Source organism: Streptomyces sp. NPDC091412 (assembly GCF_044756885.1).
In the GTDB taxonomy this organism is placed as follows: domain Bacteria; phylum Actinomycetota; class Actinomycetes; order Streptomycetales; family Streptomycetaceae; genus Streptomyces.
Genome location: NZ_JBIVTV010000017.1, coordinates 1 through 25,789 on the forward strand (window position 1 = coordinate 1; position 25,789 = coordinate 25,789).

22 protein-coding genes and 1 pseudogene are annotated in these 25,789 nt (G+C 71.3%); 12 read left to right on the forward strand and 11 right to left on the reverse strand.

Features of this window, described 5'->3' with window-relative positions; translation table 11 throughout:
• The first annotated feature begins 627 nt into the window (after nt 1-627).
• A complete protein-coding gene (locus tag ACIQMV_RS30290) occupies nt 628-2,970 on the forward strand; it encodes a SpoIIE family protein phosphatase (RefSeq protein ID WP_402596441.1) in 2,343 nt (780 codons plus the stop codon).
• A gap of 69 nt (nt 2,971-3,039) precedes the next feature.
• Nucleotides 3,040-3,324 (forward strand): annotated as a pseudogene (locus tag ACIQMV_RS30295) (zinc-binding dehydrogenase); the annotation flags it as partial.
• An 81-nt stretch (nt 3,325-3,405) separates the two neighbouring features.
• On the opposite strand, the gene ACIQMV_RS30300 reads toward ACIQMV_RS30295, so the two are convergent.
• From ACIQMV_RS30300 to ACIQMV_RS30310, 3 genes are all read right to left on the reverse strand, one after another.
• Nucleotides 3,406-4,107 carry a hypothetical protein gene (locus ACIQMV_RS30300; protein WP_402596442.1) on the reverse strand — a complete coding sequence of 234 codons (702 nt, stop codon included), beginning with the start codon at nt 4,105-4,107 and terminating at the stop codon, nt 3,406-3,408.
• Nucleotides 4,108-4,599: 492 nt separating this feature from the next.
• On the reverse strand, nt 4,600-5,283 hold the full coding sequence (locus ACIQMV_RS30305; protein ID WP_402596443.1) for an epimerase: 684 nt from the start codon (nt 5,281-5,283) through the stop codon (nt 4,600-4,602).
• 182 nt (nt 5,284-5,465) lie between these two features.
• Nucleotides 5,466-6,275 (reverse strand): SDR family NAD(P)-dependent oxidoreductase, encoded by an 810-nt coding sequence (locus tag ACIQMV_RS30310; RefSeq protein WP_402596444.1) that lies wholly within the window; start codon nt 6,273-6,275, stop codon nt 5,466-5,468.
• A gap of 88 nt (nt 6,276-6,363) precedes the next feature.
• On the opposite strand from ACIQMV_RS30310, the gene ACIQMV_RS30315 reads away from it, so the two are divergent.
• Nucleotides 6,364-6,927, forward strand: coding sequence for a TetR/AcrR family transcriptional regulator (locus tag ACIQMV_RS30315; protein WP_402596445.1), 564 nt, complete (start codon nt 6,364-6,366; stop codon nt 6,925-6,927).
• A 746-nt stretch (nt 6,928-7,673) separates the two neighbouring features.
• Here the strand turns inward: ACIQMV_RS30315 and ACIQMV_RS30320 are convergent.
• Nucleotides 7,674-8,222 carry a GNAT family N-acetyltransferase gene (locus tag ACIQMV_RS30320; protein WP_141364186.1) on the reverse strand — a complete coding sequence of 183 codons (549 nt, stop codon included), beginning with the start codon at nt 8,220-8,222 and terminating at the stop codon, nt 7,674-7,676.
• 479 nt (nt 8,223-8,701) lie between these two features.
• Here ACIQMV_RS30320 and ACIQMV_RS30325 point away from each other — a divergent pair, with 479 nt between their 5' ends.
• Together ACIQMV_RS30325 and ACIQMV_RS30330 are read left to right on the forward strand one after the other, a co-directional pair.
• On the forward strand, nt 8,702-9,112 hold the full coding sequence (locus ACIQMV_RS30325) for a hypothetical protein (protein WP_402596446.1): 411 nt from the start codon (nt 8,702-8,704) through the stop codon (nt 9,110-9,112).
• A gap of 178 nt (nt 9,113-9,290) precedes the next feature.
• Complete coding sequence (locus tag ACIQMV_RS30330; RefSeq protein ID WP_401774571.1) at nt 9,291-9,632, forward strand: hypothetical protein; 342 nt, start codon at nt 9,291-9,293, stop codon at nt 9,630-9,632.
• Nucleotides 9,633-9,877: 245 nt separating this feature from the next.
• On the opposite strand, the gene ACIQMV_RS30335 is transcribed toward ACIQMV_RS30330, so the two are convergent.
• Nucleotides 9,878-10,441 (reverse strand): dihydrofolate reductase family protein, encoded by a 564-nt coding sequence (locus tag ACIQMV_RS30335; protein ID WP_402596447.1) that lies wholly within the window; start codon nt 10,439-10,441, stop codon nt 9,878-9,880.
• A 290-nt stretch (nt 10,442-10,731) separates the two neighbouring features.
• Nucleotides 10,732-11,727, reverse strand: a complete 996-nt coding sequence (locus ACIQMV_RS30340) for an ArsR/SmtB family transcription factor (protein WP_402596448.1) — start codon at nt 11,725-11,727, stop codon at nt 10,732-10,734.
• 692 nt (nt 11,728-12,419) lie between these two features.
• Here ACIQMV_RS30340 and dhaK point away from each other — a divergent pair.
• Genes dhaK through ACIQMV_RS30355 form a run of 3 tightly spaced genes read left to right on the forward strand, consistent with a single transcriptional unit; the run spans nt 12,420 to nt 14,474 of the window.
• Complete coding sequence (gene dhaK / locus ACIQMV_RS30345) at nt 12,420-13,412, forward strand: dihydroxyacetone kinase subunit DhaK (protein ID WP_402596449.1); 993 nt, start codon at nt 12,420-12,422, stop codon at nt 13,410-13,412.
• Nucleotides 13,413-13,456: 44 nt separating this feature from the next.
• Nucleotides 13,457-14,062 carry a dihydroxyacetone kinase subunit DhaL gene (gene dhaL, locus ACIQMV_RS30350; protein ID WP_402596450.1) on the forward strand — a complete coding sequence of 202 codons (606 nt, stop codon included), beginning with the start codon at nt 13,457-13,459 and terminating at the stop codon, nt 14,060-14,062.
• Between the two features lies 1 nt (nt 14,063).
• Complete coding sequence (locus ACIQMV_RS30355) at nt 14,064-14,474, forward strand: PTS-dependent dihydroxyacetone kinase phosphotransferase subunit DhaM (RefSeq protein WP_141364171.1); 411 nt, start codon at nt 14,064-14,066, stop codon at nt 14,472-14,474.
• Here ACIQMV_RS30355 and ACIQMV_RS30360 read toward each other — a convergent pair.
• Nucleotides 14,459-15,274 carry a glycoside hydrolase family 75 protein gene (locus ACIQMV_RS30360; protein ID WP_402596560.1) on the reverse strand — a complete coding sequence of 272 codons (816 nt, stop codon included), beginning with the start codon at nt 15,272-15,274 and terminating at the stop codon, nt 14,459-14,461. The two genes, ACIQMV_RS30355 and ACIQMV_RS30360, sit on opposite strands and share 16 nt — an antisense overlap.
• A gap of 399 nt (nt 15,275-15,673) precedes the next feature.
• Here ACIQMV_RS30360 and ACIQMV_RS30365 point away from each other — a divergent pair, with 399 nt between their 5' ends.
• Complete coding sequence (locus tag ACIQMV_RS30365; protein WP_402596451.1) at nt 15,674-16,684, forward strand: fibronectin type III domain-containing protein; 1,011 nt, start codon at nt 15,674-15,676, stop codon at nt 16,682-16,684.
• A 378-nt stretch (nt 16,685-17,062) separates the two neighbouring features.
• The gene (locus ACIQMV_RS30370; protein ID WP_141364167.1) at nt 17,063-17,719 is read left to right on the forward strand and encodes a hypothetical protein; all 657 of its coding nucleotides are present in this window, start codon (nt 17,063-17,065) and stop codon (nt 17,717-17,719) included.
• Nucleotides 17,720-17,771: 52 nt separating this feature from the next.
• Here ACIQMV_RS30370 and ACIQMV_RS30375 read toward each other — a convergent pair whose 3' ends face one another.
• The 3 genes from ACIQMV_RS30375 to ACIQMV_RS30385 form a co-directional block, all read right to left on the reverse strand.
• Complete coding sequence (locus ACIQMV_RS30375; protein ID WP_402596452.1) at nt 17,772-18,323, reverse strand: PadR family transcriptional regulator; 552 nt, start codon at nt 18,321-18,323, stop codon at nt 17,772-17,774.
• A gap of 66 nt (nt 18,324-18,389) precedes the next feature.
• On the reverse strand, nt 18,390-20,405 hold the full coding sequence (locus tag ACIQMV_RS30380) for an FAD-dependent oxidoreductase (protein ID WP_402596453.1): 2,016 nt from the start codon (nt 20,403-20,405) through the stop codon (nt 18,390-18,392).
• 78 nt (nt 20,406-20,483) lie between these two features.
• The gene (locus tag ACIQMV_RS30385) at nt 20,484-20,855 is read right to left on the reverse strand and encodes a hypothetical protein (protein WP_141364161.1); all 372 of its coding nucleotides are present in this window, start codon (nt 20,853-20,855) and stop codon (nt 20,484-20,486) included.
• A 331-nt stretch (nt 20,856-21,186) separates the two neighbouring features.
• Between ACIQMV_RS30385 and ACIQMV_RS30390 the strand changes: the two genes are divergently transcribed.
• Nucleotides 21,187-23,265 (forward strand): SpoIIE family protein phosphatase, encoded by a 2,079-nt coding sequence (locus tag ACIQMV_RS30390; RefSeq protein ID WP_402596454.1) that lies wholly within the window; start codon nt 21,187-21,189, stop codon nt 23,263-23,265.
• 830 nt (nt 23,266-24,095) lie between these two features.
• On the opposite strand, the gene ACIQMV_RS30395 is transcribed toward ACIQMV_RS30390, so the two are convergent.
• Complete coding sequence (locus ACIQMV_RS30395) at nt 24,096-24,932, reverse strand: putative protein N(5)-glutamine methyltransferase (RefSeq protein WP_402596455.1); 837 nt, start codon at nt 24,930-24,932, stop codon at nt 24,096-24,098.
• Between the two features lie 270 nt (nt 24,933-25,202).
• Here ACIQMV_RS30395 and ACIQMV_RS30400 point away from each other — a divergent pair, with 270 nt between their 5' ends.
• The gene (locus ACIQMV_RS30400; RefSeq protein WP_373996213.1) at nt 25,203-25,691 is read left to right on the forward strand and encodes a MarR family winged helix-turn-helix transcriptional regulator; all 489 of its coding nucleotides are present in this window, start codon (nt 25,203-25,205) and stop codon (nt 25,689-25,691) included.
• Nucleotides 25,692-25,789: the final 98 nt, after the last annotated feature.

The window sequence follows — 25,789 nt, forward strand, 5'->3', positions numbered from 1 at the left end:
GCAGGGCTCCGCCCTGCCGCCCTCCTCCGCCTTGCGATGCACGGCACCAGACCCCGCTCCCTGATCCGGCCTGATCCAAACGAAAGACCCTAGTGCTGTGGCCGGAAAGGTTTGCCGGGAAGCTCGCGGCGTCCGGCGCGGTGCCTCGCAAGGCGGAGCATTGCCCGCGTACTGGATGTACTCGGGTGATGCGACAACGCGGCGAGGTGCCGTGCCAGGCGTCGCGAGCCGGTGAACCTTTCCGGTCACAGCACTAGCCAGTACCGCAACGGTGCTTGCCCCTCCTCTGGCCGGCGAGAAGGCCGGCCCCGCGAGCCCGGACCGTTCAAGGACGGGCCGCCCTGGTGGTCGGGGACGTCATGGGACACGGCATCGCGGCCGCCGCAGCAACCACTCCGAGGTCAGCTGGAGACCGGTCTGGGGACCCTCCCGGCACACCCCTGGCCACCTGCGCCTGCGTGGTCTGCGACCCGGCGGCCGACATCGGAACAGCCTGTTTCGGGATGCCAGTGGGACATGTGGGCGGGTTGAATGGAAGGCAAGCCGCCACTGTGCTCGGGGGTGAGGTAGACGAATGCGAATCCTGTAGCCGACGTCGCCGGGCGACCGAGGAACGACGCAGCGGCGATGGTGCTGAACAACCGCGGGACGGTGCTGGCGTGCACACCCGCTGTCGAGGAGTTGCTCGGCGTCGGGGTCAGGGAGCTGATCGGCAGGCCGTTCGCCGAGCTGCTCGCCGAGCCCGGCGGCGGGCTGTTCCCCTCCGGCGGCCCCGCACTGCTGCTCCACCGCGGCGGCCGGGCCGTGGAGGTCCGGCTGGAGGTGCTGCCGCTGAATGGCGGTTCCGAGGCCCAGTGCCTGGTACGGGCGGTACCGCTGACGACGGCCGCGGATCGGGAGCAGGACGACGCGCTGGTGCGAGCGCTGTTCCGGCAGACCGAAATCGGACTGGTGCTGTATGACGCCGATCTGCGGATCGTGCGGACCAACCAGCAGCCGGAGGTCGTCGGCCTGGTCGCCGGTACCCGTGCCGGGCCGGGCGGTGTGACCCTCGACGAGGTGCTCGTGGCGGCGGACGCCGAGGCCGTCGGGCAGCGTCTGCGCCGGGTCGCGGAGACGGGGAAGCCGGTGACCAACGAGGTGTTCCGGACGCGCCGCCGAAGGGCGCCCGAGGAGGAGCGTGTCGTCTCCCTGTCGGCGCTGCGCCTGGAGGACCTGGAGGGCCGCGGCACCGGGGTCGCGGTCGTCTTCAGTGACATCACGGACCGGGAGCAGGCGGAGCGCGGACTGGCTCTCCTGCGCGGGGCGGAGAAGCTGCTGCTGGGTTCGCTGGACATCGTCCGTACCGCCGAGGGACTGGCCGGGGTGCTGGTGCCCGAGTACGCCGATCTGGCGGCGGTGGATCTCGCGGAGGCTGCGCTGGTGGGCGAGGAGCCCGCCGACTACTCCCTCGGAGCTCCGCTGCGGCGGGTCGCGGTGGCCGCCAGGAACGGCGTCTGGCCGGCCGAGCTGCTCCCGGTCGGGGCGTCGCTACGAGTCCGGGAACCGGCGAAGGAGTTCGTCTACCGCCGAACCGCCCTGGCCGTGCCGGACCTCTCCGAGCTGCGGGTCGCGCTGGCGGACGAGATCGAGGGACGCCGCCAGGTGCTGCCCGACGTCGCGAAGTCCCTGCTGCTGATGCCGTTGCGGGCGCGGGGGCTGCTGCTGGGGGCAGTGGTGTTGTGGCGCGGCGACGACCGGCTCCGTTTCGATCAAAGCGACGCAGAGCTGGGCGCGCGGATCGGCTCCCGGGCCGCCATCAGCCTGGACAACGCACGGCGATACGCCCGCGAGCACCGCACTGCGGAGGCTCTGCAGCGCAGTCTGCTGCCTCAGGCGGTCGTCCGGGTGAGCGCGGCGGACACGGCCGGCTCCTACGTACCGGCCGGATCCACGACGGGGATCGGCGGGACCTGGTTCGACGTGATCCCGCTGTCCTCCTGCCGAGTCGCCTTCGTCGTGGGTGACGTGGCGGGGCACGGCGTGGAGGCGGCAGCGGCCATGGGACGGCTGCGGACGGCGGTGCAGACCCTCTCCGACATGGACCTGCCACCGGAGGAGCTGCTGACCCACCTCGACGACCTGGTCATCCGGCTATCGGCGGCGGAGGCCACGGTTCCGGGGTCGAACCGCGGGCAGGGCACCGTCCTGGGCTCCACATGTGTGTACGCGGTGTACGACCCTGTCACCGCGGTGTGCACCATCGCCAGTGCGGGCCATCCGCCGCCGGTCCTGTCCGTTCCCGGGCAGCCGGGCGCCGGCTTCGCGGCGGTCAGGCCGGGGCCGCCGCTCGGGGTGGGCGGTCTGCCCTTCGAGCCGCGGGAGTTGGCCATGGAACCGGGGGCGATGCTCGCCTTCTGCACCGGCAAGCTGCTGGCGCACGGTGAGGACGGCACCAACAGGCGGCTGCGGCAGCTCCGCGAGCAGGTGGACGCCGCCGTGGAGGAGGACCGGTCGCCTGCGGAGACGGGACGCACCGTGCTCCGGCATCTGCTGCCCGAGGCGCCCGACCATGACGTGGCGCTGCTGATGGCCCGGCTGCATGTCCTGCCCCCGGAGTCCACCGCCACCTGGGAGCTCCCGGCCGACCCGGAGGCGGTGGGCCGGGCCCGGGAGATGGTGACGGCGCAGCTGAGCGCCTGGCAGCTGCCGGACCTGACGTTCACCACGGAGCTGATCGCCAGTGAGCTGGTGACCAACTCCATCCGGTACGCGGGCGGCCCCGTGGGCCTGAGGCTGATCAAGGACCGGGTGCTGATCTGCGAGGTCTCCGACCCGAGCCAGACCCAGCCAAGGCTGCGCAGGGCCCGGCTGACCGACGAGGGCGGCCGCGGACTGTTCCTGATCGCTCAGCTGTCGCAACGCTGGGGAAGCCGCTACACCCACCACGGCAAGACCATCTGGACCGAGCAGCCGCTGCCCACGGACTGACACGCCGGGGAAGGGGCCGATCCCTCAGAGAGGCCGCACACCGCCGGGCGACGGTGTCCCATCCCAGCCCTGGTGGCGGCCGGGCAGTGCACCAAGGTCGACCCGGCCGCCGCCCCGACCGCCGCGGGGCTGCCGGGCTGCGGCGTGATGGCCGGTCTGCGGGCCGCGATCAACACCGGTCGACATCGCCTTCGGCGACTCGGTCGCGGTCATCGGCTGCGGCGGAGTCGGCCACGCGGCCATCGCCGGTGCCCGGCTCGCCGGCGCCTCGAAGATCTTCGCGGTGGACCTGGAAGCCGGAAGCTGGCGCAGGCCCGTGCCCTCGGCGCCACGCAGGCGCCCCCGCGACGAACGAGTTGCAGGCCGCCGCCCTTGACGGGCCGTCACACCCAGTCTGCGGGCGAGGCGAGCGGCCGGCGGCACAGCCACAGCCCTTCAGGCTGCTTTGCGGCGTTCCTCTGGCCAGAGCGTTGAGGGCCTGCGCCGCATGGGTGGGTACAGCGTCACCGCCACGCACGCCACGAGTACGGCGGGAGGCACGAACCACCACGGGATGCCCACCCAAAGTGCCAGGAGCCCCACCCCGAAGCAGGCACCGAAGATCGTCAAGAGGATCCGCGCGCCGTACGGGTCCCAGGTGAAGGGCTCGTGGGAACCAGGCCTGACAAGGCGTACCGCGCCGAACACCAGCATCTGAGCCGCGAGGAGCGCGGCGAGCATGCCTAGGGCGGCGTTCATCTGGAGCTCGTCCCGGGGTACATCACTGGTGTTCTGTTCGACGCCGTCCTTGTCGAGCACCACGATGTGGCGGCGCCAGAGGGTGGCGGTGACCTGATCGCCCGGCTCCAGCCGCTCGAAAAGCGGCCTCTGGTCTGTGAAAGACACGACTCCCTGCCAGGAGCCCTCGTCCTTCAGGGTTGCCTCGTAGAGGTGGAACCTCGTGCCGGTCTCCTCCGTCTTCACGACGGTGATCTGCCAGGTACTCAGGCAGTTCTCCCGCACCTGTGCCGTCGCTTGAGCGGGGCAGGGCCCGGCTGCGCGGTAGCCGTGGAGTTGCTCCCCGTTGGACGGCAACCATGCAGTGAACGCGAGGTAGCAGAGCACCGCCAGTGCCGAAGACATCAGGATCAGCACCACGCCTGTGAACCGCGTCCGGCCCGGTGACTTCCGGCTTGCACTGTCCTTGTTCGGCTGTCTGCCCGCGCTGTGAGCCATCGCCCGCGCTGTCATCGGCCCCCCATCCATGATCAGCCAGAGTCAGAGTACGACGAGGCCGGACCGCCCCTTCCGGATGGGGGACGGGCCCGCCCACACCGCAGCGCCAGTTGCGCCCCCGCAACCACAACGGGCGGCGCAGTCTGCTCGGGCCCTCTTGGCGGCGTGAGCGCTCTGGTGGCGGCCGCACAGCCCACGCCGAGAACGGTCACACCTCCGTCGCCGTCGGCACCTACCTCGACAGCGGCAAGAGCATGTACCTCCATGGGGAGGACATGCCGGTGTGGCCCCGCGGACGGGGGATGCCGCGGGGCCACACCGGCACGGTAGCGCGACACAAACCCGAAGTCCCGCGTGCCGCACCGGTTGCCTCCTGAGAAACCACCCTTCTCGCCCCTCGCAGCTGGGGTCGGTCTATGCGGCGGCCCCGCTGTCGCCGCCCAGCCGGTTGATCTCCGGGCTGTACAGGATCCGCTGTTCGACCGCTCCGGGGCGAGTGACGGCGAGCATGGCGCGACCGATGTGTTCGGTGGTTGTGGTGTGCCCGGGAGAGAGGCGGTGCAGCAGCGGGTAGAGCCAGGAGGTGAGGCCGTAAAGGACGCGGTACACCGGGGTCCTGGAGACTGCTCCGTGGCGGGGACGAATATAGGCGGGGCGGAACATGTACGCGTCCATTGGCATGGCCAGTAGGGCGTTCTCGGTGCGGCCCTTGACGCGGGCCCACATGGTCCGGCCGTCTTCGCGGCTGTTGGTGCCCTCGCCCGAGATGTAGGTGAAGGTCAGTCCGGGGTTGGACGCGGAGACGGCACGTGCGGCGGCGAGGGTGCAGACGTAGGTGATGCGGGTGTACTCGGCCTCGCTGCGGCCGGCGGAGGAGATGCCGAGACAGTAGAAGCAGGCGTCGTGACCGGCCAGTTGTCCGGAGATGGCGGACAGATCGGTGAAGTCCTGGTGGATGACTTCCCGCAGCTTGGGATGGCTGATGCCCAGCGGGCTGCGGACCACCACCAGCACACGCGTGACAGCGGGGTCGAGGAGACAGGCGCGCAGTACGCCCTGTCCCATCATGCCGGACGCGCCGAAGATGACGACTTTCACAGACAAGCTCCAGATAGAGGGTGGAGGTTCACGTACTGGGCGAACTCCTCGGTGGCGGCGCCCGATTCCCATGGTTCGGGGCTCCGGTGGCGCCGCCTGGGGCCGACGCTTCCGGCTGAAGGCAGTCCGCTGGCGCCGACCCATTGGGGTCGTCCGCGAGGGGTGTTGTGGGGGTGTGCCCGTCAGTCAGTGCCCGCCGTGACCTGCTCCCAGCGGGCGTATTCGTCCATCAGCTCGGCGAAGCGGCCCCGCACCATCTCCAGGCCGGCGGTGGCCAGGGCCAGGTGAAGCGGGGGCCTGTCGATGCCCGTGATGTCGGCAACGGCCGCCATGGACTTGACGAGGTCGCCCCTCACCGCCTGCTTGTCGAATTCGGCCATGGTCGCGTAGGCGGGCGCGTAGGCGGGGATGGAGGAGGCGGGAAGGGTCGAGTTGGTCGTAAACCGGGTGTTGAAGCCCGCCGGCTCGACCAGGGTCACGTGGATGCCCAGCGGGCCGACCTCCTGGGCCAGTCCCTCGGTCAGGTTCTGCACGGCGCTCTTGGAGGCGCAGTACAGGGCCATCGTGGGCAGGCTGACGTGGCCGCCCATGGAGCCGATGTTGAGGATATGACCGAAGCCGCGTTCTCGCATGTGCGGGAGTACGACCTGGATTACCTGGACGAGGCCCACCACGTTGGTCTCGAACTGGTCGCGCAGTTGGCCGGCGCTGACTTCCTCGACCGCGCCGATCTGCCCGTAGCCGGCGGCATTGACGAGGGCATCGATGCCGCCGAAGCGATCGATCGCCTCACTGACAGCCTGCTCGATGCTGGCGCGGTCGGTGACATCGAGGCGGCTGACCAGGACGTTGCCGAGGTCGGCGAAGGCAGGGTTGGCCTTGGCCGTGTCACGCATGGTGGCCACGACGTTCCAGCCGCGCTTGACGTATTCGAAGGTGATCGCCTCGCCCATGCCGGTCGCGGCGCCGGTGATCAGAACAGTCTTGCTCATGATGCTCTCTCTCGGGGGTGCGGCCTCCAGCCGCACTAAACGGAAACAACAAATACTGTATAGCATGCTCACTCTGTACAGTGTGCCTATGTCAACACCCCGGGGAGACACCCAGCGCCGCGAGCAGGTGCTGGCAGCAGCACTGACCGTTTTCGCCACCTTCGGTTATCGCAAGACGTCGATGGACGCGGTGGCCCGGGCCGCGGACATCTCCCGCCCCGGGCTGTACTTCCTGTTCGCCAACAAGGGGGAACTGTTCCGCGCGACCATGCAGCAGGAGTTGGACAAGACCCTGGACGACGTCCGCGCGGCGCTGACCGCACCCGATGTGGGCCTCGACGCGCGTTTGGTGGCCGCGCTCGACGCCCACCTGGGCCGCTACGTCGGCACGCACCTCAACGAGGGCGTCGACGACCTGCTGGAGCACGGCACAGCGCAGCTCGACAGCATGTATGACGACTACCGGGCCGCCTTCCATGACGCGCTCGTCGAGGCCATCGCCGCCTCCGGCCGGCCCGCAGGCAATGTCGCACCGAGGCAGATCGCCGAGGTCCTGGCCGCCGCCGGTGAGGGCTGGAAGCACCGTGTTGCCGACCGTTCGGAATTCGTCAACAAGCTCACCCTGGCCGTCGATGTCGTGTTGCGGCCATAGGCCATACAGCCTGCCACCGAGCTCCATGGCGACTGGTGCGGCAGTGACCCATATGCGGACATGCCGACCTATGGCAATTCGCCAGAAATCTTGTGGGTCAGCACTCCAGTCCGACTTCGCGATCTTGTCGCGGGCGTGGCTGGAAACGGGTACGGCCCCCGCGTGACCATCGGGGGTTGTGTGGACTCCTGAAGATCGCGCGGTGGCCGCAGACCATGGCGTAGGCCCTCCCCGCCGGCGGGCGATGTTCGACCAGGTCATGGCCCGGATCGCGGGCCGGTTCCGCCGGGTTGAGTCCCGGGCCGCGGCCCGCGCCCACCTGCTCGGACCACTGTCGAGCGTCGAACGGAAGAACTGCCGCCAGCCGGCCGAACACGCCGGCCATACCCGGCCGGGGCCGCCGCAGCGCCTACCTGGGCCGGAGCGGCTTGAACAGGGATCCGCCGGGCCGCCGCCGTTCACCCTCGCCGGCGGGCCTTAGTAACTGGATTCCCTGTCCGGCGAGTTGGTGGTTGAAGTCGCGGCCGAAGTGGTTCTGGCCGCCGATCAGTGTGAGCCGGGTTGCTGCGGCAGGTACGGGAAGAGGTGCCGCAGGTGAGCGCGTGCATGCCGGAGCCAACTGGCCTCGGAGGTGGGCCCGGGCACGGCCTGCATCACCGCACGGGTGACCGACTCGGCCTCACACAACCATCTTGGGCGCCCTCGCTCTCGCCTTCGCAAACGCCCTCAGAAGATCATCTAAGGCGTCACTCAGGGTTCGCCCACTCCTCGCGGAGCATCCCGAAGAGCACGCGGTCGTAGCGCTCCCCCTCCACCAACACAGCCGACCGACGGCGGCCTTCCTCACGGAAGCCCAACCTGGTGAAGGCGCGCACGGCGCGCTCGTTGCCGCTCCAGGTGTCCAGCTCCAGTCGGCTCAGGCAGTACGCACCGAACAGGTGGCCCACCAGCAACCGCAACGCGTCACTGCCATGGCCGCAGCCCCAGAACTCCCGCTCGCCGATGGTGATTCCCAGCGTGGCCACTCCGGCGTACGGGTCCAGATCCCGGTAGTCGGCCATGCCTATCACCCTCCCGCCCGCCAGATCCTCGACCGTGAACACGGCCGACTCCCTCGGGCTCAGTCGCAGCATGGTGTCGAAGCCGAGCCCGACCGCCTCCGCCGTGACCGGGCCGAAACACGGGTCACCACCTGCGGCCCAACGCACCACCTCCGGGTCATTGCGCCACCGCACATGGTGCGCAGCGTCTTCGGAGCGCAGCGCGCGCAGCCTTACCAACTTTCCTTCGAGCATTGAGCGACCCTAATCGACGCCAGAACCACTCAAGGCCGGCGATGCATGCTCGGATGTCCTCGACACCTGTGCGTCGGTTGGGCCAGGCGGTCGCACTGCCCCCGTCCGGCCCGCCGGCTACCCCGCACCCGCACCCGCACCCGCACCCGCACCCGCACCCGCACCCGCACCCGCACCCGGCCAGATCCTCCGCCGTGAGATGCGCCCCGAGCCCCCGCAGTCCTTCCCGCCGCGTGGCCCCAGTGCGTTCTCAGTGCTCCGCACGCCGTCTGACCAGAGCCTTTTGGCCGAGACCAAATGGCCTTGTGAGTACATGCCAGCACCTTTCACCATGATCTCGGCACGACGGAGGCCCCCCATGGACCGGCCCACCACATCCATGCAAGGGGGACCACGTCACTGCCCTGCCCTGCAGTGACGCCAGCCAGTTCCACGAAGGGGAGTACAGCATGTTCAAGCACCGCACGAAGACCCGTCGTATGGGTTCCATCGCAGCGATGTGTGCCGCTGCCGCAGCCACGACCATGCTGGCCTCGGCCCCGGCAAGCGCCGCCTCCGAGTGGTGGAGCGACCCGAACTCCTGCACCAAAGTCGCCACGGGAACCGAGAAGACCGTCAACGGCCGCCAAGTCCAGATCCGTTACGGTACGTGCGGTGGCTCGCAGTACGGTTGGGGGCGCATCCTCAACTACGGCTCGTCGGACTACATTCGCTTCGAGGTCTCCCTCGGCGGCCGTGTCTGGGACTACGCCGACATCTGGTCCGCCAGCAGCCGCAACTACACCAAGGGCTACCTGACAAGTTCGAGCTCAGCCGTTGCCTTCCGTGCCTGCTACGTGACGACGCTCCTCGGCACCTGCAACTCCACCAACTCCACCGCCTGGTGGTAAAGCCCGGAACGGCGCGGGCAACCGTGCACACCGCGCGGAGTCCACGGCCGGCGCGCAACGAGCCTGCACCGGCGTTGGCGTGGGGGCTCAAACGTCGGGTTCACGCGTTTCTACGTTCACGCGGACATGGCCATGGTCGCGTGGACCTTCCGTATCCGATCGCATCCAGGAGGTTCCCGTGAGGAAAGCCATAGCCGTTGCTTTCGCCGCCGCGGCACTCTCGCTCACCACCGTGCCGGCTGCCCACGCGGCTCCGGCAGGCGTCATCAGCGCGGCTGTCACCTGTCCGGGCCCTCTCAGCAACTACACGCATGTCCTGTCGAGCGTGGACTGGCTGAAGGTGCGCACCGGACCGTCGACGAGCAACACGGCCATCGGCCAGCTTCCCGGTGGCGCCGCGTTCTACTTCAGCCCCTCGGGGGTCCAATCCGGGGGCCACTACTGGGTGTGCGGCTACGGCTACAACGGCAGCACCAAGCTCACCGGCTGGGTTGCCGGCGAATACCTGCTCTGGCCCTGACCGGGATCGGCCGGCGCGAGGGCTGAGCTGCCACGACCGCCCGGCATCCGAAGCCAGAGGAACCGGCGACGGTCAAGCATGGCCTCTGACCCCATCAGGATCATTTCTTGATGGGGTCTGCCATGTGCCGGGACAGCAAAGTCTTCACCCGCACCGCCCTCGCCCTCAACGGCCAATGGAATGACCTCCGTTGAGAGAACCTCACCGGCTGGCCCGTTCTTCTCGGGGCTCGGCGGACGAGCCGGCTAACGCGCCACGCGGTAGCGGAGGTAGACGACTCTCGGACTGAAGGTGCGGGTCTCGACGAGTTCGAGATCCACCCGGCGCTCGCGTTGGGGAAAGAACGGAATACCACCGCCCACCAGCACCGGGTAGACCATCGCCCGGTACTCGTCGATCAGACCCGACGCGGCCGCCTCGGCGGCGAGAGTCGCGCCGCCGATCGCGATGTCGCCCTCCCCCGGCTCGGCTCGCAACCGCTCGATCTCCTCCGCCAGGCCGCCGGGGACCAGGCGGGCATTGCCCTGCACCGCCGACAGCGTGGTCGAGAACACCACCTTCGGGAGCGGCTTCCAGAGCGCGGCCCACTCGAGCATTGAGTCGTCGAGCGAGGGATCCTGATTGGCGGTCTCCCAGTACAGCATCGTCTCGTACAGCCGACGTCCCAAAAGGTGGACGCCGACCTCTCGGATCTCGTCGATCCAGAAGCGAAAGACCTCCTCGTCGGGCACCGTCCAGTCGAAGCCGCCGTCCGGCCCGACGATGTAGCCGTCAAGTGAGACGCTCATCGAATAGGTCACGCTGCGCATCAGAAGTCCTCCTCGGTGACGGGGTCGACAGTACGACCGCCGGACGCCGCAGAATTCATCGCGACGCGCGGAATTCCCTGGGCCGAGTCACCTCACGAGATCATTTCGTTGAGAAAACCCGAGAGGGTGCGACCGGGGTCAGAGCCGTGGGCGACGTCTCGGCGGGCGATGAAGGGTTTGATCCCGTGCTTCCACAGCAGGCGGCGCGTGACGGACCGGAGCCGAGCGGATTCGCCGCCGTACCGCAGGGCCTGATTCTCGAACAGCTCCCCCGAACGATGTCCTCATGGTTATCGAGACGTCGGGGTATTGGCACGCAGGAGTGCGGCTCCGAGCGGAGTGAGAGTGTGCAGCACGGACGTGGCGTGTCGGTGGCTGACGATGAGGCCGGCGTCCCGCAGAGCTGTGGCGTGCTGGCTGGCGGATGGCGCCGAGACCCCTGCCGCACGGGCGAGTTCGCCGGTGGTGCCTCCGGCCGCCACGGCGCGCAGGATGGCGGCCCGGGTGCGCCCGAGCAGGGCTGCCAGGGGTGCGCCGGAGCCAAAGCCTTCTGGAAGCGTGGAGTGGTGAGGCTCGTGGTTGAGGGCGTAGAGCAGGACGGGATCCAGCGTCGTGTCGCCGAAGGTCACGGGGTTTCCCCAGCAGAAGTAGGACGGAACCAGGAGGAGTCCGCGACCGTTGAGGCGCAGATCACGGTCCTCGGGATAGACCGTGTGCAGGACTGGGCGCCGCCATTGAAGACTGGGTCCCAGACTCTGGAGGATCCCTTCGGTTCCGTGGCTGAGTACGGCGCGGGCACGCGCGTACCGCTCGGCTTCGATACGGGCTTGGATGCGGTCGCCGTAGGGGGCGATGACGATGTCGTAGTAGGCGCGCATCGCTCGAACCAGTTCCTTGCGTGTGTCCGGCTCGGCCAGGCGGGGCGCCCAGGTGGGGGCGCCGCTGGTGCGGTCAAGGATGCTCACCTCGTGCAGGACCCGGCATCGCGGCGTGCTCAGGACGGCTTCCAGACCGGCCTCGAGTCCTTCAACGCCCTCGGGAGGGGTGAGGAAGTCGGGGAAGTAGGTGGCGCGCGGGACCAGTGGTAGCAAAAGGGTGCGCAGGGTGTGGCTGAACCCCGTGGCGTGCAGTCGGGCGCGGACGGTGTGATACCAGTCCGCATAGGCCCAACGCCCTTGGCGAGACTGGAAACGGTGAAGGCTCGCGCAGATCTCCCACAGCGGATCGGGTGCAGCTGCAATACGTGTCCGGCTCAGGTCGGCATCGGTGAAGTGGATCCGGAGCATTCGCTTCCCCCCTTGTGGCCTGATTTCTCAGGCAGAGCCAAAACCCCCTGACTCGCCATGTTCGCGTCAAGAATGCTCAAGTTCAACGGAGCATGGGGGATGCGGCTTCATCCACACCCGGGAATTCGCACGCCAGGTGAAAAACGCTTCGGACGGTGTACGACATGGGCCGCGAGGGCAAGCGTGCCCGCCGCGTCCTCGTACGGGGCGACCGCGCACGTGCGCACTCCCGGATGCGCGCGCAACGCGGCCTCCATCTGGCCGGGTTGGAGGCGCTGACGGCGGATCACGACCTGCTCGTCCACCTGGCCGAGGGGGGTGCCCCTTCGCTGCACAGAGGTTCACCGCTCGACGCGGCTCCGCCCGCCCTGGCCCACAGGTGCAGGCCGGCTCCGAGAAACGGCCGGTAAGTCCGTAGGCACCCGTTCTCCCGTTCGCCTGACTGGTCGCCACAGGTGACCTTCGCTGTCGCAAGGTCGATACTGCCGGTAGGAGCGCTCGGGCTTCGCCGTGTCCGCCCGTCCGAGTTCTCTGATGCTCCGTCAGTAAAGTCAGCATGGAGTCAGCGCCAGTACCGCCAGGCATCGCCACAGACCGTCACGGACCGCCGAGATCAACAACAGCCGTTATGTGCCCTGACCAGCAAAGGCGCAGGTCGGGGCCACACTCGCTAAGATCACTGGGAGGTACCCATGAGGATGCTCATCAACGTCGCCGAGACCGTGGTGGCGGACGCGCTGCGCGGTATGGCGGCGGCTCACCCGGAGCTGACGGTCGACGTGGAGCACCGGGTGATCGTGCGGCGGGACGTGCCCGTGGCGGGGAAGGTCGCCCTGGTCTCCGGTGGCGGGTCGGGGCACGAGCCGCTGCACGGCGGGTTCGTCGGGCCCGGGATGCTCTCGGCGGCCTGCCCGGGGGAGGTCTTCACCTCGCCGGTGCCGGACCAGATGCTGCGAGCGGCGGCGGCCGTGGACAGCGGGGCGGGCGTGCTGTTCATCGTGAAGAACTACACCGGCGACGTACTCAACTTCGACATGGCGGCCGAACTCGCCGAGGACGAGGGCATCCAGATCGCGAAAGTGCTGGTCAACGATGACGTGGCGGTGACCGACAGCCTGTACACGGCCGGGCGGCGCGGCACCGGCGCGACCCTGTTCGTGGAGAAGATCGCGGGCGCCGCCGCCGACGAGGGGCAGCCACTGGAGCGGGTGGAGTCGATCGGCCGGCAGGTCAACGAGAACTCCCGCAGCTTCGGCGTCGCGCTGAGCGCCTGCACCACCCCGGCCAAGGGCAGTCCCACCTTCGACCTGCCGGCCGGCGAGCTGGAACTCGGCATCGGCATCCACGGCGAGCCGGGCCGGGAGCGGCGGCCGATGATGACCTCGGGTGAGATCGCCGACTTCGCGGTGCACGCCATCCTGGAGGACATGAGCCCGCGCAACCCCGTACTGCTTCTGGTCAACGGTATGGGCGCGACCCCGCTGCTGGAGCTGTACGGCTTCAACGCGGAGGTGCACCGGGTGCTCGCCGAGCGCGGTGTGGCCGTCGCCCGCAGTCTGGTGGGCAACTACGTCACCTCCCTGGACATGGCGGGCGCCTCGGTCACCCTGTGCCAGATCGACGAGGAACTGTTGCGGCTGTGGGACGCGCCGGTGAGCACACCGGGCCTGCGCTGGGGCCGGTGAGCCGGCGAGCCCATCGACCGTACCTATCACGCAAGGGAGATCCAGTGCTCGACGCCGACTTCTTCCGCCGCTGGATGACGGCGACCGCCGCGTCCGTGGCCCGTGAGGCGGAATGGCTCACCGCCCTCGACTCGCCCATCGGGGACGCCGACCACGGCAGCAATCTTCAGCGCGGGTTCACGGCCGTGCGGGCCGCGCTGGACAAGGAGGCTCCACAGACACCCGGCGCGATCCTGGTCCTCGCCGGGCGGCAGCTGATCTCGACGGTCGGCGGCGCGTCGGGGCCGCTGTACGGGACGCTGCTGCGGCGTACCGGCAAGTCGCTCGGGGACGCCGCCGAGGTGAGCGAGAAGCAGCTCGCCGAGGCGCTGCGGGCCGGGGTGGACGGGGTGATGACGCTGGGCGGGGCCGTACCGGGAGACAAGACCATGATCGACGCGCTGGTCCCGGCGGTGGACGCGCTCGGTGACGGCTTCGCGGCGGCCCGCGCCGCCGCCGAGGCGGGTGCCGAGGCGACCACACCGCTGCTGGCCCGCAAGGGCCGGGCGAGCTATCTGGGTGAGCGCAGCATCGGGCACCAGGATCCGGGGGCCACCTCGTCCGCCCTGCTGATCGCGGCACTGGCCGACGCGGCCTCGGCGGAGGCGTGACGTGAGCGGCGAGAAGATGGTCGGGATCGTACTGGTCTCGCACAGCGCCGAGGTGGCGTCCTCCGTGGTCGAGCTGGCGAGAGGACTGGCGGGCGGGGCGGCGGGCGTGCCGGTGGCCGCGGCCGGCGGCCGGGAGGACGGCGGGATGGGCACCAGTGCGGAACTGGTCTCCGCCGCGGCCGCGTCCGTGGACCGGGGTGCCGGGGTCGCCGTGCTGACCGACCTCGGCAGCGCGGTGCTCACCGTGAAGGCGCTGCTCGCCGAGGGTGACGAACTGCCCGGGAACACACGGCTGCTGGACGCCCCGTTCGTCGAGGGCGCGGTCGCCGCGGTGGTCACGGCGGCGGCGGGAGCCGACCTGGACGCCGTGGAGGCGGCGGCCTCGGAGGCGTACGGCTACCGGAAGGTGTGAGGAGCGTCCGGGGCGGCGCGGGGCGGAAGGCGCGGATCGTCCGCCTGCGCCGCCGCCGTCCCGCCGTTCACCAGCCGGCGTGCCAGCCGCTCGCCGGTGGCCACGGCGGCCGCGTGGTCCTCGATGGCGCTGATCCGGGAGTGCTCGAAGACGATGTAGGTCACGCCGGAGCGGACCCCGCCGCCGTTCGGGTCGGCGGGGATGTCGAGGCTCCGGGCGGTGGCGTAGGAGGCCTCGCCGATGACCTCGCTCGGCCCGATGTCGCCGACGACCGCGTACTGCACGCGGTCCCGGTAGACGACGGCCGCGACCGATCCCCCGCCCACGCCGTAAGCGCGGTGGTCCCAGATGCTGCTCGGGGCGGGCAGGACGACGTACGGCAGCTGCGCGGCGTCCAGGCGGAGGCCGTTGGACTGCTCGTAGGCCGCGGTGGGGAAGAACTGCGGGTCGGTGCTGCGGTTGCAGCGGACGGTGGGCCGTCCGTCGCAGTCGATGTCCATGTCGGCCTTCCAGAAGACGGCGCCGGGCAGCTCGCACACCGGGATGGTGGCTGGCCGCCCGGCGTCGAGGCGGTAGCGGCCGCGGGAGACCCGTGTGCAGTCATGCACCCTGGCCAGCAGGTCGGCGGCCCTGACACCTCCCTCGCCGTGCGCCGCGGGCTCCGCCCGGGTGAGGTCCGCGTACCGCGCCGCGGGCTCCCCCCGGGTGCGGTGCGCGGACGGCACGGTCAGGGTCGGGAGTGTCGTGGGAGCGAGCAGGGCGGCACTCGCCGCGACGAGCGTCAGCGACTGGGCACGCACCATGGGGGGCGCCTCTCCTCGGGGACATTGACCTGCATTCACCCCGCCGGGGGTAATTTTCGGAGAAATCGGTCACGCGGGGCCCACGTTAAGGGACCGGACGACGCATGGCCCGCATCACCCATCGGGCGGCCAGGGGCCTGGATCCCTGCGGACCCGACCCCGGGCCGCCCGTGACGACGCGGGAGGCAGCGACGACAGCTGCCCGCGCCACAGCGTGAACTCCCCTGCTGCACAGGGTGGTTCAGCCCGGAAGGAACTTCAGCATACGTAACGCCCCGCGACTCCCACCAACCCCGGCCCCCTTGATGCGCTCCCGTCAACGCGCCATATTGGTCCGGACCATTGTTCGTGCGGCGTCCGGGTCGTCCACGCCGCCGTTCCCGGGGAGGCAGACCCGTGCGACGTGTTCCCGCCCCCGCTTCCCCTCGTTCCCGCACGCCCGGGCGTGTCGTGGCGCTGTGCGGCGTGCTGGCGCTGCTCGCCGCCTGCGGCCGGAGTGTCGCGGACGACGGGGAGGGCGGCGGGCTGCCCGGCGCGCCGACCGGCGTCACCGCCGCCGCGGGCAGCGCCACGAGCGTGCACGTGATGTGGAACGGGCTGCCCGCGACCTCGGACATCGGCGGGTACGAGGTGTACCGCGGCACCACGAAGGTGAAGGCCGTACCGGCCCGGGAGCACATGGTGGACGTCACCCGGCTCAGCCCGTCGACCACGTATGTCTTCACCGTCCGGGCGCGGGGCACCGACGGCCGGCTCGGCCCGCGCAGCCGGCCGGTGCGGGCGACGACACCGGCCGCCGCCGCGGCCGACCACTCGGCTCCCAGCCGCCCGCTCGACGTGCGCGGCCGGGCGGTGGGCAGCCGGGCCGTCCAACTGTCCTGGTCCCGCTCGACGGACGACCGGGGTGTGGTGTCCTACGACGTCTACCAGGGCGGAACGAAGATCCACAGTGTCGGCGGCAGCCAGACCGCCGCGGTGGTCACCGGCCTGCGGCCGGGCACCTCGTACGCGTTCACCGTGCGGGCCCGCGACGCGGCCGACAACCTCTCCCCCGCCGGTGCCACCGTCCGGCTCACCACCGCGCCGGGATCCGACGACGGCCGGGCCACCGCGCCGTCCTCCTTCCGCGCCACGACCCACCGGGCGGACGGGGCGTACTACCTCGATCTGAGCTGGGTGCCGCCGCGCACGGACGGCGTGGTGACGCAGTACCAGATCCAGCTGGACGGACAGCCGGCCACCTCCCTGGTCTGGGGCGGCACGGCACCGCGCGAGAAGGCCTCGTACAGCTTCTACCTGGGGCGTGAGGCCGGGGTCGGCCACCGGGTGCGGATCCGGGCGATGCTCCCGGACGGCACCTGGGGCGGCTTCTCACCCGAGCGCTCGGTGACGACCGGGAAGCCCTGAACACCCGACAGGACAGTGCCGAAGGGCAGCCCGAACACCCGATCGGGCGGCGATGAACGGGCAGCCCCGAACACCCGACCGGACGACGACCGGGCGGCCCCGAACAGCCGACCGCGCAGTGACGACCGGCGGCCCCGAACGCCCGACCACGTGGTGACGACCGGCCGCCCGGAGCACCCGACCACGCCATAACGACCGGGCGGCCCGGACCACCCGACCGGGCGTCGACCGGCCGGGCGGTGCCCACCCGTACGGACGCGCCCCGCATGCGGGCGGCCTCCGCGGGACGTTGGCTGGCCCCGAGGCAGCACGGGCGATTCCCCTATCTCCGGCGGCACATGGGATGGTCCGCCGACCGTGCCGTCGGAGGACAGTCCCATGCGCCACACTCAGCCACCCTCCCCCTCCCTCTCCCCCTCCGCAGCCGTCGCCGCGACGGCCGCCGTACTCGCACTCGGTCTCGCCGCCGGCCCAGCCGACGCCGCCGGTACCGGGATATCCGTCTCCGCCAACGGCTCGACAGTGTCCGTGACGACCAGCGTGTGCAGCCAGGTCAACGGCCGTTGGGGCACGGCCTCGCTGCTCACCGCCGGCCAGACCAACTTCACCCAGGGACGCCAGGTTGCGCTCACCGGGATGACCGGCGGCCAGTCCGCCGCCTGGCAGAGCGTGAGCCCGGGCACCTACACCGTGGCCGTCGTCTGCGCGAACAACATCATGGCGGGCACGCAGTCCATCGTCGTCACCGGCGGCCGCGCCACCGCGACGGCCGCTCCCACGTTCCGGCAGACGAAAGCGCCGAACGTCGTGCCCACGTACGCGCCGAACGTCGGACCGTACGCGCCGAATGTCGGACCGTACGCGCCGAACATCGCACCCACGGTCGTACCGACCCGGGGTGTGCTGGGCGGCGTGGGCGGGGGCGTCAAGGACTACGGCCCCCTCACGCTCGCGGTCGGCGGGACCCTGGTCGGGGCGGCGGTGGTCGCCACCGGGTGGGTGCTGCGCCGCCGTTCGAAACCGTCCCGGTTCTGACCGCCCCTCACAGCCGCGCCGGTTCCGACCGCCCCACCGGGGCCGGCCGCCCTCACTCCGGGTCATGGCCCGGCAGCTCGGTGAACTCCTCCAGCGCGTGCCGGAACCACTGCGTCCAGAAGGTCTCCAGGTCGATACCGGCCCGCAGGACCAGGTGCCGCAACCGGTCCTCGGGGCTGTCCTTGCCGGGCGGGAAGTCGCGGTCCTCGATCTCTCGGTACTCCGCCAACTGCCGCTCGTGCAGCTCCAGATGACGCCCGAGGTCGGCCCGAACGCCCGCGGTGCCCACCACGGCCGCCGCGCGCAACCGCAGCAGCAGGGCGTCGCGGTGCCGCTTCGGCTCCTGGGAGGCGGCGGTCCAGCGGGCCAGTTCCGCGCGGCCCGCGGGCAGCACCTCGTAGTCCTTCTTCTGCCCGCGGGCCGGCTCCTTCGCCGGCAGGCCGCGGATGAGGCCGTCGGCCTCCAGTCTTCCCAGCTCGCGATAGATCTGCTGATGCGTCGCCGTCCAGAAATAGCCGATCGACTTGTCGAAGCGGCGCGTCAGCTCGAGCCCCGACGACGGCTTTTCGAGCAGGGCGGTGAGGATCGCGTGCGGAAGTGACATGGGGATCATCCTAGGAACAGGAGGCACACCCGCCCCGGCCCCGCGGGGCCGTCGCCGGTTGCCTCACTACAGGGCCGCCGCCAGTTCCGTGCCCTGCTTGACGGCGCGCTTGGCGTCGAGTTCGACGGCCTCGTCCGCGCCGCCGATCAGGTGCGCGCGGCGCCCGGCGGCGGCCAGTTCCTCGTACAGGTCGCGTCGCGGCTCCTGCCCGGTGCACAGCACGATCGTGTCGACCTCCAGGACCGTGCTCGTGCCGTCGACCGTGATGTGCAGGCCCCGGTCGTCGATGCGGTCGTAGCGCACGCCGGGCACCATCGTGACCCCTCGGTGCCTGAGTTCGGTGCGGTGGATCCAGCCGGTCGTCCTGCCCAGTCCGGCGCCGACCTTGGTGGTCTTGCGCTGGAGCAGGTGCACTGTGCGCGGCGGCGCGGGCCGCTGCGGCGCGGTGAGTCCGCCGGGCGCGCGCTGGTCCATGTCGACTCCCCAGAGCCGGAAGTACGCCGCCGGGTCCTCGCTCGCCTTGTCACCGCTGTCGGTGAGGTACTCGGCCACGTCGAAGCCGATGCCGCCGGCGCCGAGGATCGCCACCCGGTCGCCGACGGGCGCGCCGTAGCGCAGCACGTCGAGGTAGCCGAGGACGCGCGGGTGGCCGATGCCGGGGATGTCGGGGGTGCGCGGGGCGACGCCGGTGGCGACGACGGTCTCGTCGTAGTCCGCCAGGTCGCCCGCGCTCACCCAGGTGTTCAGCCGTACGTCCACGCCGTGTGCGTCGAGCTGGTGGCGGAAGTAGCGCAGCGTCTCGCCGAACTCCTGCTTGCCGGGAATCTTGCGGGCCACGTTGAGCTGTCCGCCGATCTCGCCCGCCGCGTCGAACAGGGTGACCAGGTGGCCGCGTTCGGCGGCCGAGACGGCGCAGGCGAGCCCGGCGGGTCCGGCGCCGACCACGGCGATCCGCTTGCGCCGCCGGGTCGGGGACAGGACCAGCTCGGTCTCGTGGCAGGCGCGCGGGTTGACCAGACAGGAGGTGATCTGCCCGCTGAAGGTGTGGTCGAGGCAGGCCTGGTTGCAGCCGATGCAGGTGTTGATGGCCTCGGGGCGGCCGGCGGCGGCCTTGGCGACGAAGTCGGGGTCGGCGAGCATCGGACGTGCCACGGAGACCATGTCGGCGTACCCGTCGGCGAGCAACTGCTCGGCGACTTCTGGGGTGTTGATGCGGTTGGTGGTGACGAGGGGGACGGAGACCCGGCCCATCAGCTTCTTGGTGGCGAACGCGTAGGCGCCGCGCGGTACGGAGGTGGCGATGGTGGGGATGCGGGCCTCGTGCCAGCCGATGCCGGTGTTGATGAGAGTCGCCCCGGCGGCCTCGACGGCCCCGGCGAGCGTGACGACCTCGTCCAGGGTCGAGCCGTCGGGCACGAGATCCAGCATGGACAGCCGGTAGATGATGACGAAGTCCTCGCCGACGGCCTCGCGCACCCGGCGCACGATCTCCACCGGGAAGCGCATCCGGTTCTCGTAGGAGCCGCCCCAGCGGTCGGTGCGGTGGTTGGTCCGCGCGGCGATGAACTCGTTGACGAGGTAGCCCTCGGAGCCCATGATCTCGACGCCGTCGTAGCCGGCCCGGCGGGCGAGGCGGGCGGTGCGGGTGTAGTCGTCGATGGTCCGCTCGACGTCGGCGTCGGTGAGCTCGCGGGGCACGAACGGGCTGATGGGAGCCTTGAGGGGGCTGGGGGCGACCAGGTCGCGGTGGTAGGCGTAGCGGCCGAAGTGCAGGATCTGCAGGGCGATCCGGCCGCCCTCGCGGTGCACGGCGGCGGTGACGGTCGCGTGCCGCTCGGCCTCCTGCTCGGTGGTGAGCTTCGCGCCGCCCTCGTACGGCCGCCCTTCCTCGTTGGGGGCGATGCCGCCGGTGACGATGAGTCCCACTCCGCCGCGGGCCCGGGCGGCGTAGAACTCCGCCATCCGCTCGAATCCACGGTCGGCCTCCTCGAGGCCGACGTGCATCGAGCCCATGAGAACGCGGTTCGGCAGCGTGGTGAAGCCCAGGTCGAGCGGGCGCAGCAGATGGGGGTAACGGCTCATGTCCGTAGTTGTAGAGGACCCCGAGGGGTTTATGCAACTAGTTGCATAAACCCCTCGGGGTCTCCACGGCGGCCGGCGTCAGCGGCTTTCCAGACGGACGTGGAGCTCGCGCTCCTGGTCACCGGAGGCCATGCACAGGTCCTGGACGGTGAACAGGGAGTCCAGGGTGGTGCGGAAACGGTCGATCGCCCAGTAGCCGCCCTGCACGTCGACCATGACGGACGCGCCGAGCCGGCTGGGCCCGCGGTCCGCCCCGTGCTCCTCGGCCACGTCGAACGTGCCGAGCCATACGGTCGGGCGCACCTCGTGGTAGTCGCGGGGCACGTCGTCCGCGCACCGATCGGAGGAGAAGCAGGCACACAGTGCGTCGAACACGGTCCGGGCGTCTTCCTTGCTGCATCCGCTCAGTTCCACCGAGACGGATTCGGGGTGCACCGGCTCGCTCACCATCACGATCACTCCTCTCGTGGCCGGGGTACCGCACGAGGTTCCCTCCGCGCGGCCGTCCACTCGCAAAAACCAGCAAAGCACCGTTTCCCGGCAGAAGACCACCGCCGCCGGCCGCCTGCCCGTGCGCCCCGTCTGCCCGTCTGCCCGCCTGCCCGCCTGCCCGTTTGTGCGGGCATCGGTCCCTCCGGCCGATTCGGCGCGAAGGAGCCCTTGCGGTGGGGGATGGTGGAGGGAAGCGACGGGCCGCCCCGGAGACGGGCGCGGGCGCGGTGCGAAAGAGGCGCCGCATCGGGGCGGCGGGCCGCGCGGACGGGCGAAGGCGGTGCGTGGGATGACTGCTTCCGGGACTCCCTCGGCCGAGGGCGAGGAGCCGGTGGTCCGTCCGGCACGGCCGAGCGGACTGCTCGACGTGCTGGGCGTCGCCTCGGTGGTCCTCGACGCCCAGGGACGCATCGTGCTGTGGAGCCCGCAGGCCGCGGAGCTCTTCGGCTACTCGGCGCAGGAGGCGCTGGGGCGGCACGCGGCCCGGCTCATGGTCCACGAGCAGCACCTCGACCTGGTGGTCGGGCTGTTCTCGGAGGTGCTGCGGACCGGCCGGGGCTGGGCGGGCGCCTTTCCCGTCCGGCACAAGGACGGCAGCACCCGCCTGGTGGAGTTCCGCAACATGCGGCTGCTGGACGAACGCGGGGAGGCCTACGCGCTCGGGCTCGCCGCCGACCAGTCGACCGTACGGAGGCTGGAGCGGGACGTGGCGCTGTCGGAGCGGATCGTCTCGCAGTCCCCGATCGGCCTGGCCGTGCTGGACAACCGGCTGCGGTACGTCTCGGTCAACCCGGCCCTGGAGCGGATCAACGGCATACCCGCCGAGGAGCACATGGGCCGCACGATACCCGAGATGCTGCCCGAGGTGGACGCGGAAACCCTGGAGTCCGCGGCGCGCCGGGTACTGGAGACCGGGCAGCCGCTCGTCGACCTGTCCACGGTCGGCCGGACCCCGGCCGATCCCGACGAGGACCACGCCTGGTCGATCTCGCTGTACCGGCTGGAGGACGCCTCCGGCACCGTGCTGGGCGTGACCGTGTCGGTCGTCGACATCACCGAGCAGTACCGGGCGGGCGTCGAGGCGGAAGCCGCGCGCCGCCGCCTGGCCCTCATCGCCGACGCCTCGGCCCGCATCGGCACCACCCTGGAGCTGGAGCGCACGGCCCGGGAGCTGGCCGAGGTCGCCGTGCCCGAGTTGGCCGACGTGGCCGCGGTGGACCTGCTGGAGGCCGTGGTCGAGGGGCGCCGCAGCAACCTCGGTCCGGCCGAACCGGCGGTGATCCGGGCCCTGGCCGTACGGGCGGACCGCGCCGCGGACGCCCTGGAGGCAGCCGATCCGCCCGGGCAGATCGCCCGCTACGGCCCCGAACGCCTGGTCACGCTGTGTGTGCGTACCGGCCGCCCGGTCCTGGTCGCACGCGTCAGGGACGAGGACCTGCCCAGGATCGCCCGGTCCCCGGAGGCGGCGGTGCTGCTGGGTCTCGCGGGCGTGCACTCCTATCTGGCCGTGCCGCTGATCGCGCGCGGCGAGGTGCTGGGCGCGCTGGACCTCAAGCGCACCCGCAATCCGGAGCCGTTCAGCGCGGACGACGTGCTGCTGGCCGGGGAGCTGGCCTCCCGCGCGGCCGTGCAGATCGACAACGCCCGCTGGTACCAGAACGCCCGCGACGCGGCCCTCACTCTCCAGCGCAGCCTGCTGCCCCGGCACCCGTCGGTCACGGGCGGGCTGCAGGTCGCCTCCCGCTACCAGCCGGCGGGCGCCACCGTCGAGGTGGGCGGCGACTGGTTCGACGTGATCCCGCTGGAACGCGACAGGACCGCCCTCGTCGTCGGCGACGTCATGGGCAGCGGCATCACCGCGGCGGCCACGATGGGGCGGCTGCGCACCGCGACGAAGGCGCTGGCCTCGCTCGACCTCGATCCCGCGCGGCTGCTGGAACACCTCGACCGGATCACCGAGGGCCTGGAGCACTCCATCGCCACCTGCCTCTACGCCGTCCACGACCCGCACATGCGGCGGTGCCGGATCGCCAACGCCGGGCATCTGCCCCCGGCCCGGATCCCGGTGGGCCGTCCCCCGGAGCTGCTCGAACTGCCCACCGGGGTTCCGCTGGGCGTCGGCGGCATCCCGTTCTCCACCACGACGGTGCACCTGGCGCCGGGCGACCAGCTGGTGTTCTACACCGACGGGCTCGTCGAGACGCGCCGGGATTCCCTGGACGAGCGCCTGGCGACGCTGCTGACGCTGCTCGGCGGCCCGGCGCGGCCCCTGGAGGAACTCTGCGACCTCCTGCTGCGCACACTTCACCAGCCCGACAACCACGACGACGTGGCTCTGCTCGTCGCCCGCGCCCAGGCACTGCCGTAGCCCGCGCCCCGGCCACCCGCCCGGGTCCGCCGGACCGGGTCACGCAACGCGGCCGCACTGGGCACCCGAAACCGGCCGCCCATGGCCCCGGAGCCCCGACAGCCCAGCCCACCGGACCGGCCCCCGCGGCAACGCAACAGCCAGACGCCACACCCCCACAGCCGAACGGCCCACCGGACCGGGCTACGCAGTAACCGGACGACGCGACAGCCACGTGGCACGGTGACCGGACGCCCCGACGGCCGGGCGACCCACCGGACCGGGTGGCGCGGAGGCCAGACCACGCGCACCCGCGGCTGGGCGGTCCACCGGACCCAGCGTCGCAGTGGCCGGGGGACGCGGCGGCCGAACGGCCCGCCGGACCGGGCGACGCGGCGACAAGCGGACGCGGCGTCCGGACAACACGGCGACCGGGCGGCCCACCGGACCGAGCGACGCAGTGACCGGGCGACGCGGCGGCCGCGTGGCGCGGAGGCCGGGCGACGCGGCGACCGCGTGGCACGGAGGCCGGATGACGTGTACCCACGGCCTGGCTGACAACCTGCCCCAGCATCGCAGTGGCAGGGTGACGCGGCGGCCGCTTGGAGAAACCGGGCGACCGAGTGACCGGGGGGCGCGGTGACCGGCGGCCCACCGGACCAAGCGACGCAGTAGCCGGGCAACCCTGTGGCCGAGCGACCCACCGGACCGAGCAGCACAGTAGCCGGGCAACGCCGCAGCCCGGCGGCCCACCAGACCCAGCGCCCCATCGGACCGGGCGACACGGCACCAACCGATACGACGGCCGGGCGGCCCGCTCGACCGAGCCGCGCGCCAGTCGCGTGGCACGGTCAGGCCTTGGTTCCTGTCACCACGTTCGCGCTGAGGTCTTCCGACACGGCCAGGTGGGCGGTCAGGCCGGCTCGGGTGAAGGTCGCGAGGGCTTGTGGGGCCTGGCGTTCGCTGGTCTCGACGAGGAGGCAGCCGCCGGGGGCGAGCCAGTCGGGGGCCTCGGCGCAGACACGGCGCAGGATGTCGAGGCCGTCGGCGCCGCCGTCCAGGGCGACCAGCGGTTCGTGGTCGCGGGCCTCGGGCGGCAGGAGGCCGACCTCACCCGTGGGGACGTAGGGCACGTTGGCGGCGAGGATGTCGACATGGCCCCGCAGGCTGCCGGGGAGCGCGTCGAACAGGTCCCCCTCGTGGACCGTGCCGCCCCTGGGGACGACGTTGCGCCGGGCGCAGCGCACCGCGGCCGGGTCGATGTCGGCGGCGTGCAGTTCCACCGGGCCGAGCGCGGCGGCCAGTGCCACGCCCACCGCGCCCGAGCCGCAGCACAGGTCCACGACGACGGACGCCTCCGGGGACCGGCCCACCGCCTGGTCGACCAGGAACTCGGTACGGCGCCGCGGCACGAAGACGCCCGGTTCCACGGCGATCCGCAGACCGTGGAACCCGGCCCAGCCGAGGACCTGTTCGAGGGGGAATCCGGCGACGCGCCGCTCCACCAGGGCGGCCAGTTCCCGTGGTGTGCGCGCGCCGGTGAGGATCAGTTCCGCCTCCTCCTCGGCGAACACGCAGCCGGCGGCCCGCAGCGCGGCGACCACCCCGGCGGGCGGGGAACCGGCAGGCGGGGAGGCGGAAGAGTCGGACGAAGGGGACGAGGCGGAGAAGGGAGGGAGTACAGGCATGGAATGCCGGGGCCTTTCGGGAGCCGAAGAGGGCGCTCCCGCGGTCACCTACCGACGGTGATCCGCGCCGTCGCGAGGGGAGAGCACCCGACCTGACACAGCGGTAATGGGTCTCACCTCCTCGGCTTCCTGCGACCGGGACCCTCCACGGCCGCAGGTCACCCTACCCCAACGCTTGGACACCGACCCCCTCTTCGTCCCCTCCGGTGGCCGGCCCGCACCCCCCAGGCCAGTTGTACTATGCAACCGGAAGAGCAGGGGAGGCATTCGGTGACCGCAGCGACAGAGCCGGACGAGAGCGCCGGCACACGGCGGACGCCCGCCGGCGAGACGGCCGTCGAGACCATCCACCGCGAGATGACGGTCTTCGCCCGCCGGGCCCGGGCCTCGGCGGGACGCATGCACCCCGAACTGTCGCTGGTGTCGTACACACTGCTGGGGCATCTGGAGGAGAGCGGCGGCTGCCGGGCCACCGACCTGGCCGCCCACTACGCGCTGGACAAGTCCACCGTCAGCCGGCAGGTGTCCGCCCTGGAGCGTGCCGGCCTCGTCGAGCGCCGTACCGACCCCGGCGACCACCGCGTCCAGGTGCTCCACCTGACGGCCGCCGGGCGGCGGATCCTCGCCCGGGTCACCGAGAGCCGCCGTGCGGCCTTCCGCGAGCGCCTGGCCGGCTGGCCGGAGGACGACCTCGAACGCTTCGCGGGCTACCTGACCCGTTACAACGCCTGGCACGGCCGGGACGAGGACGGCACCTGACGTGGCCGGGGGCCGTCGGGCCACCCCCTGAAACCGCGTCGGGATCGAACGCCGGAACTGACGGCGGCCCGTACCGGGGCCGTACGGTGTGACCTCCA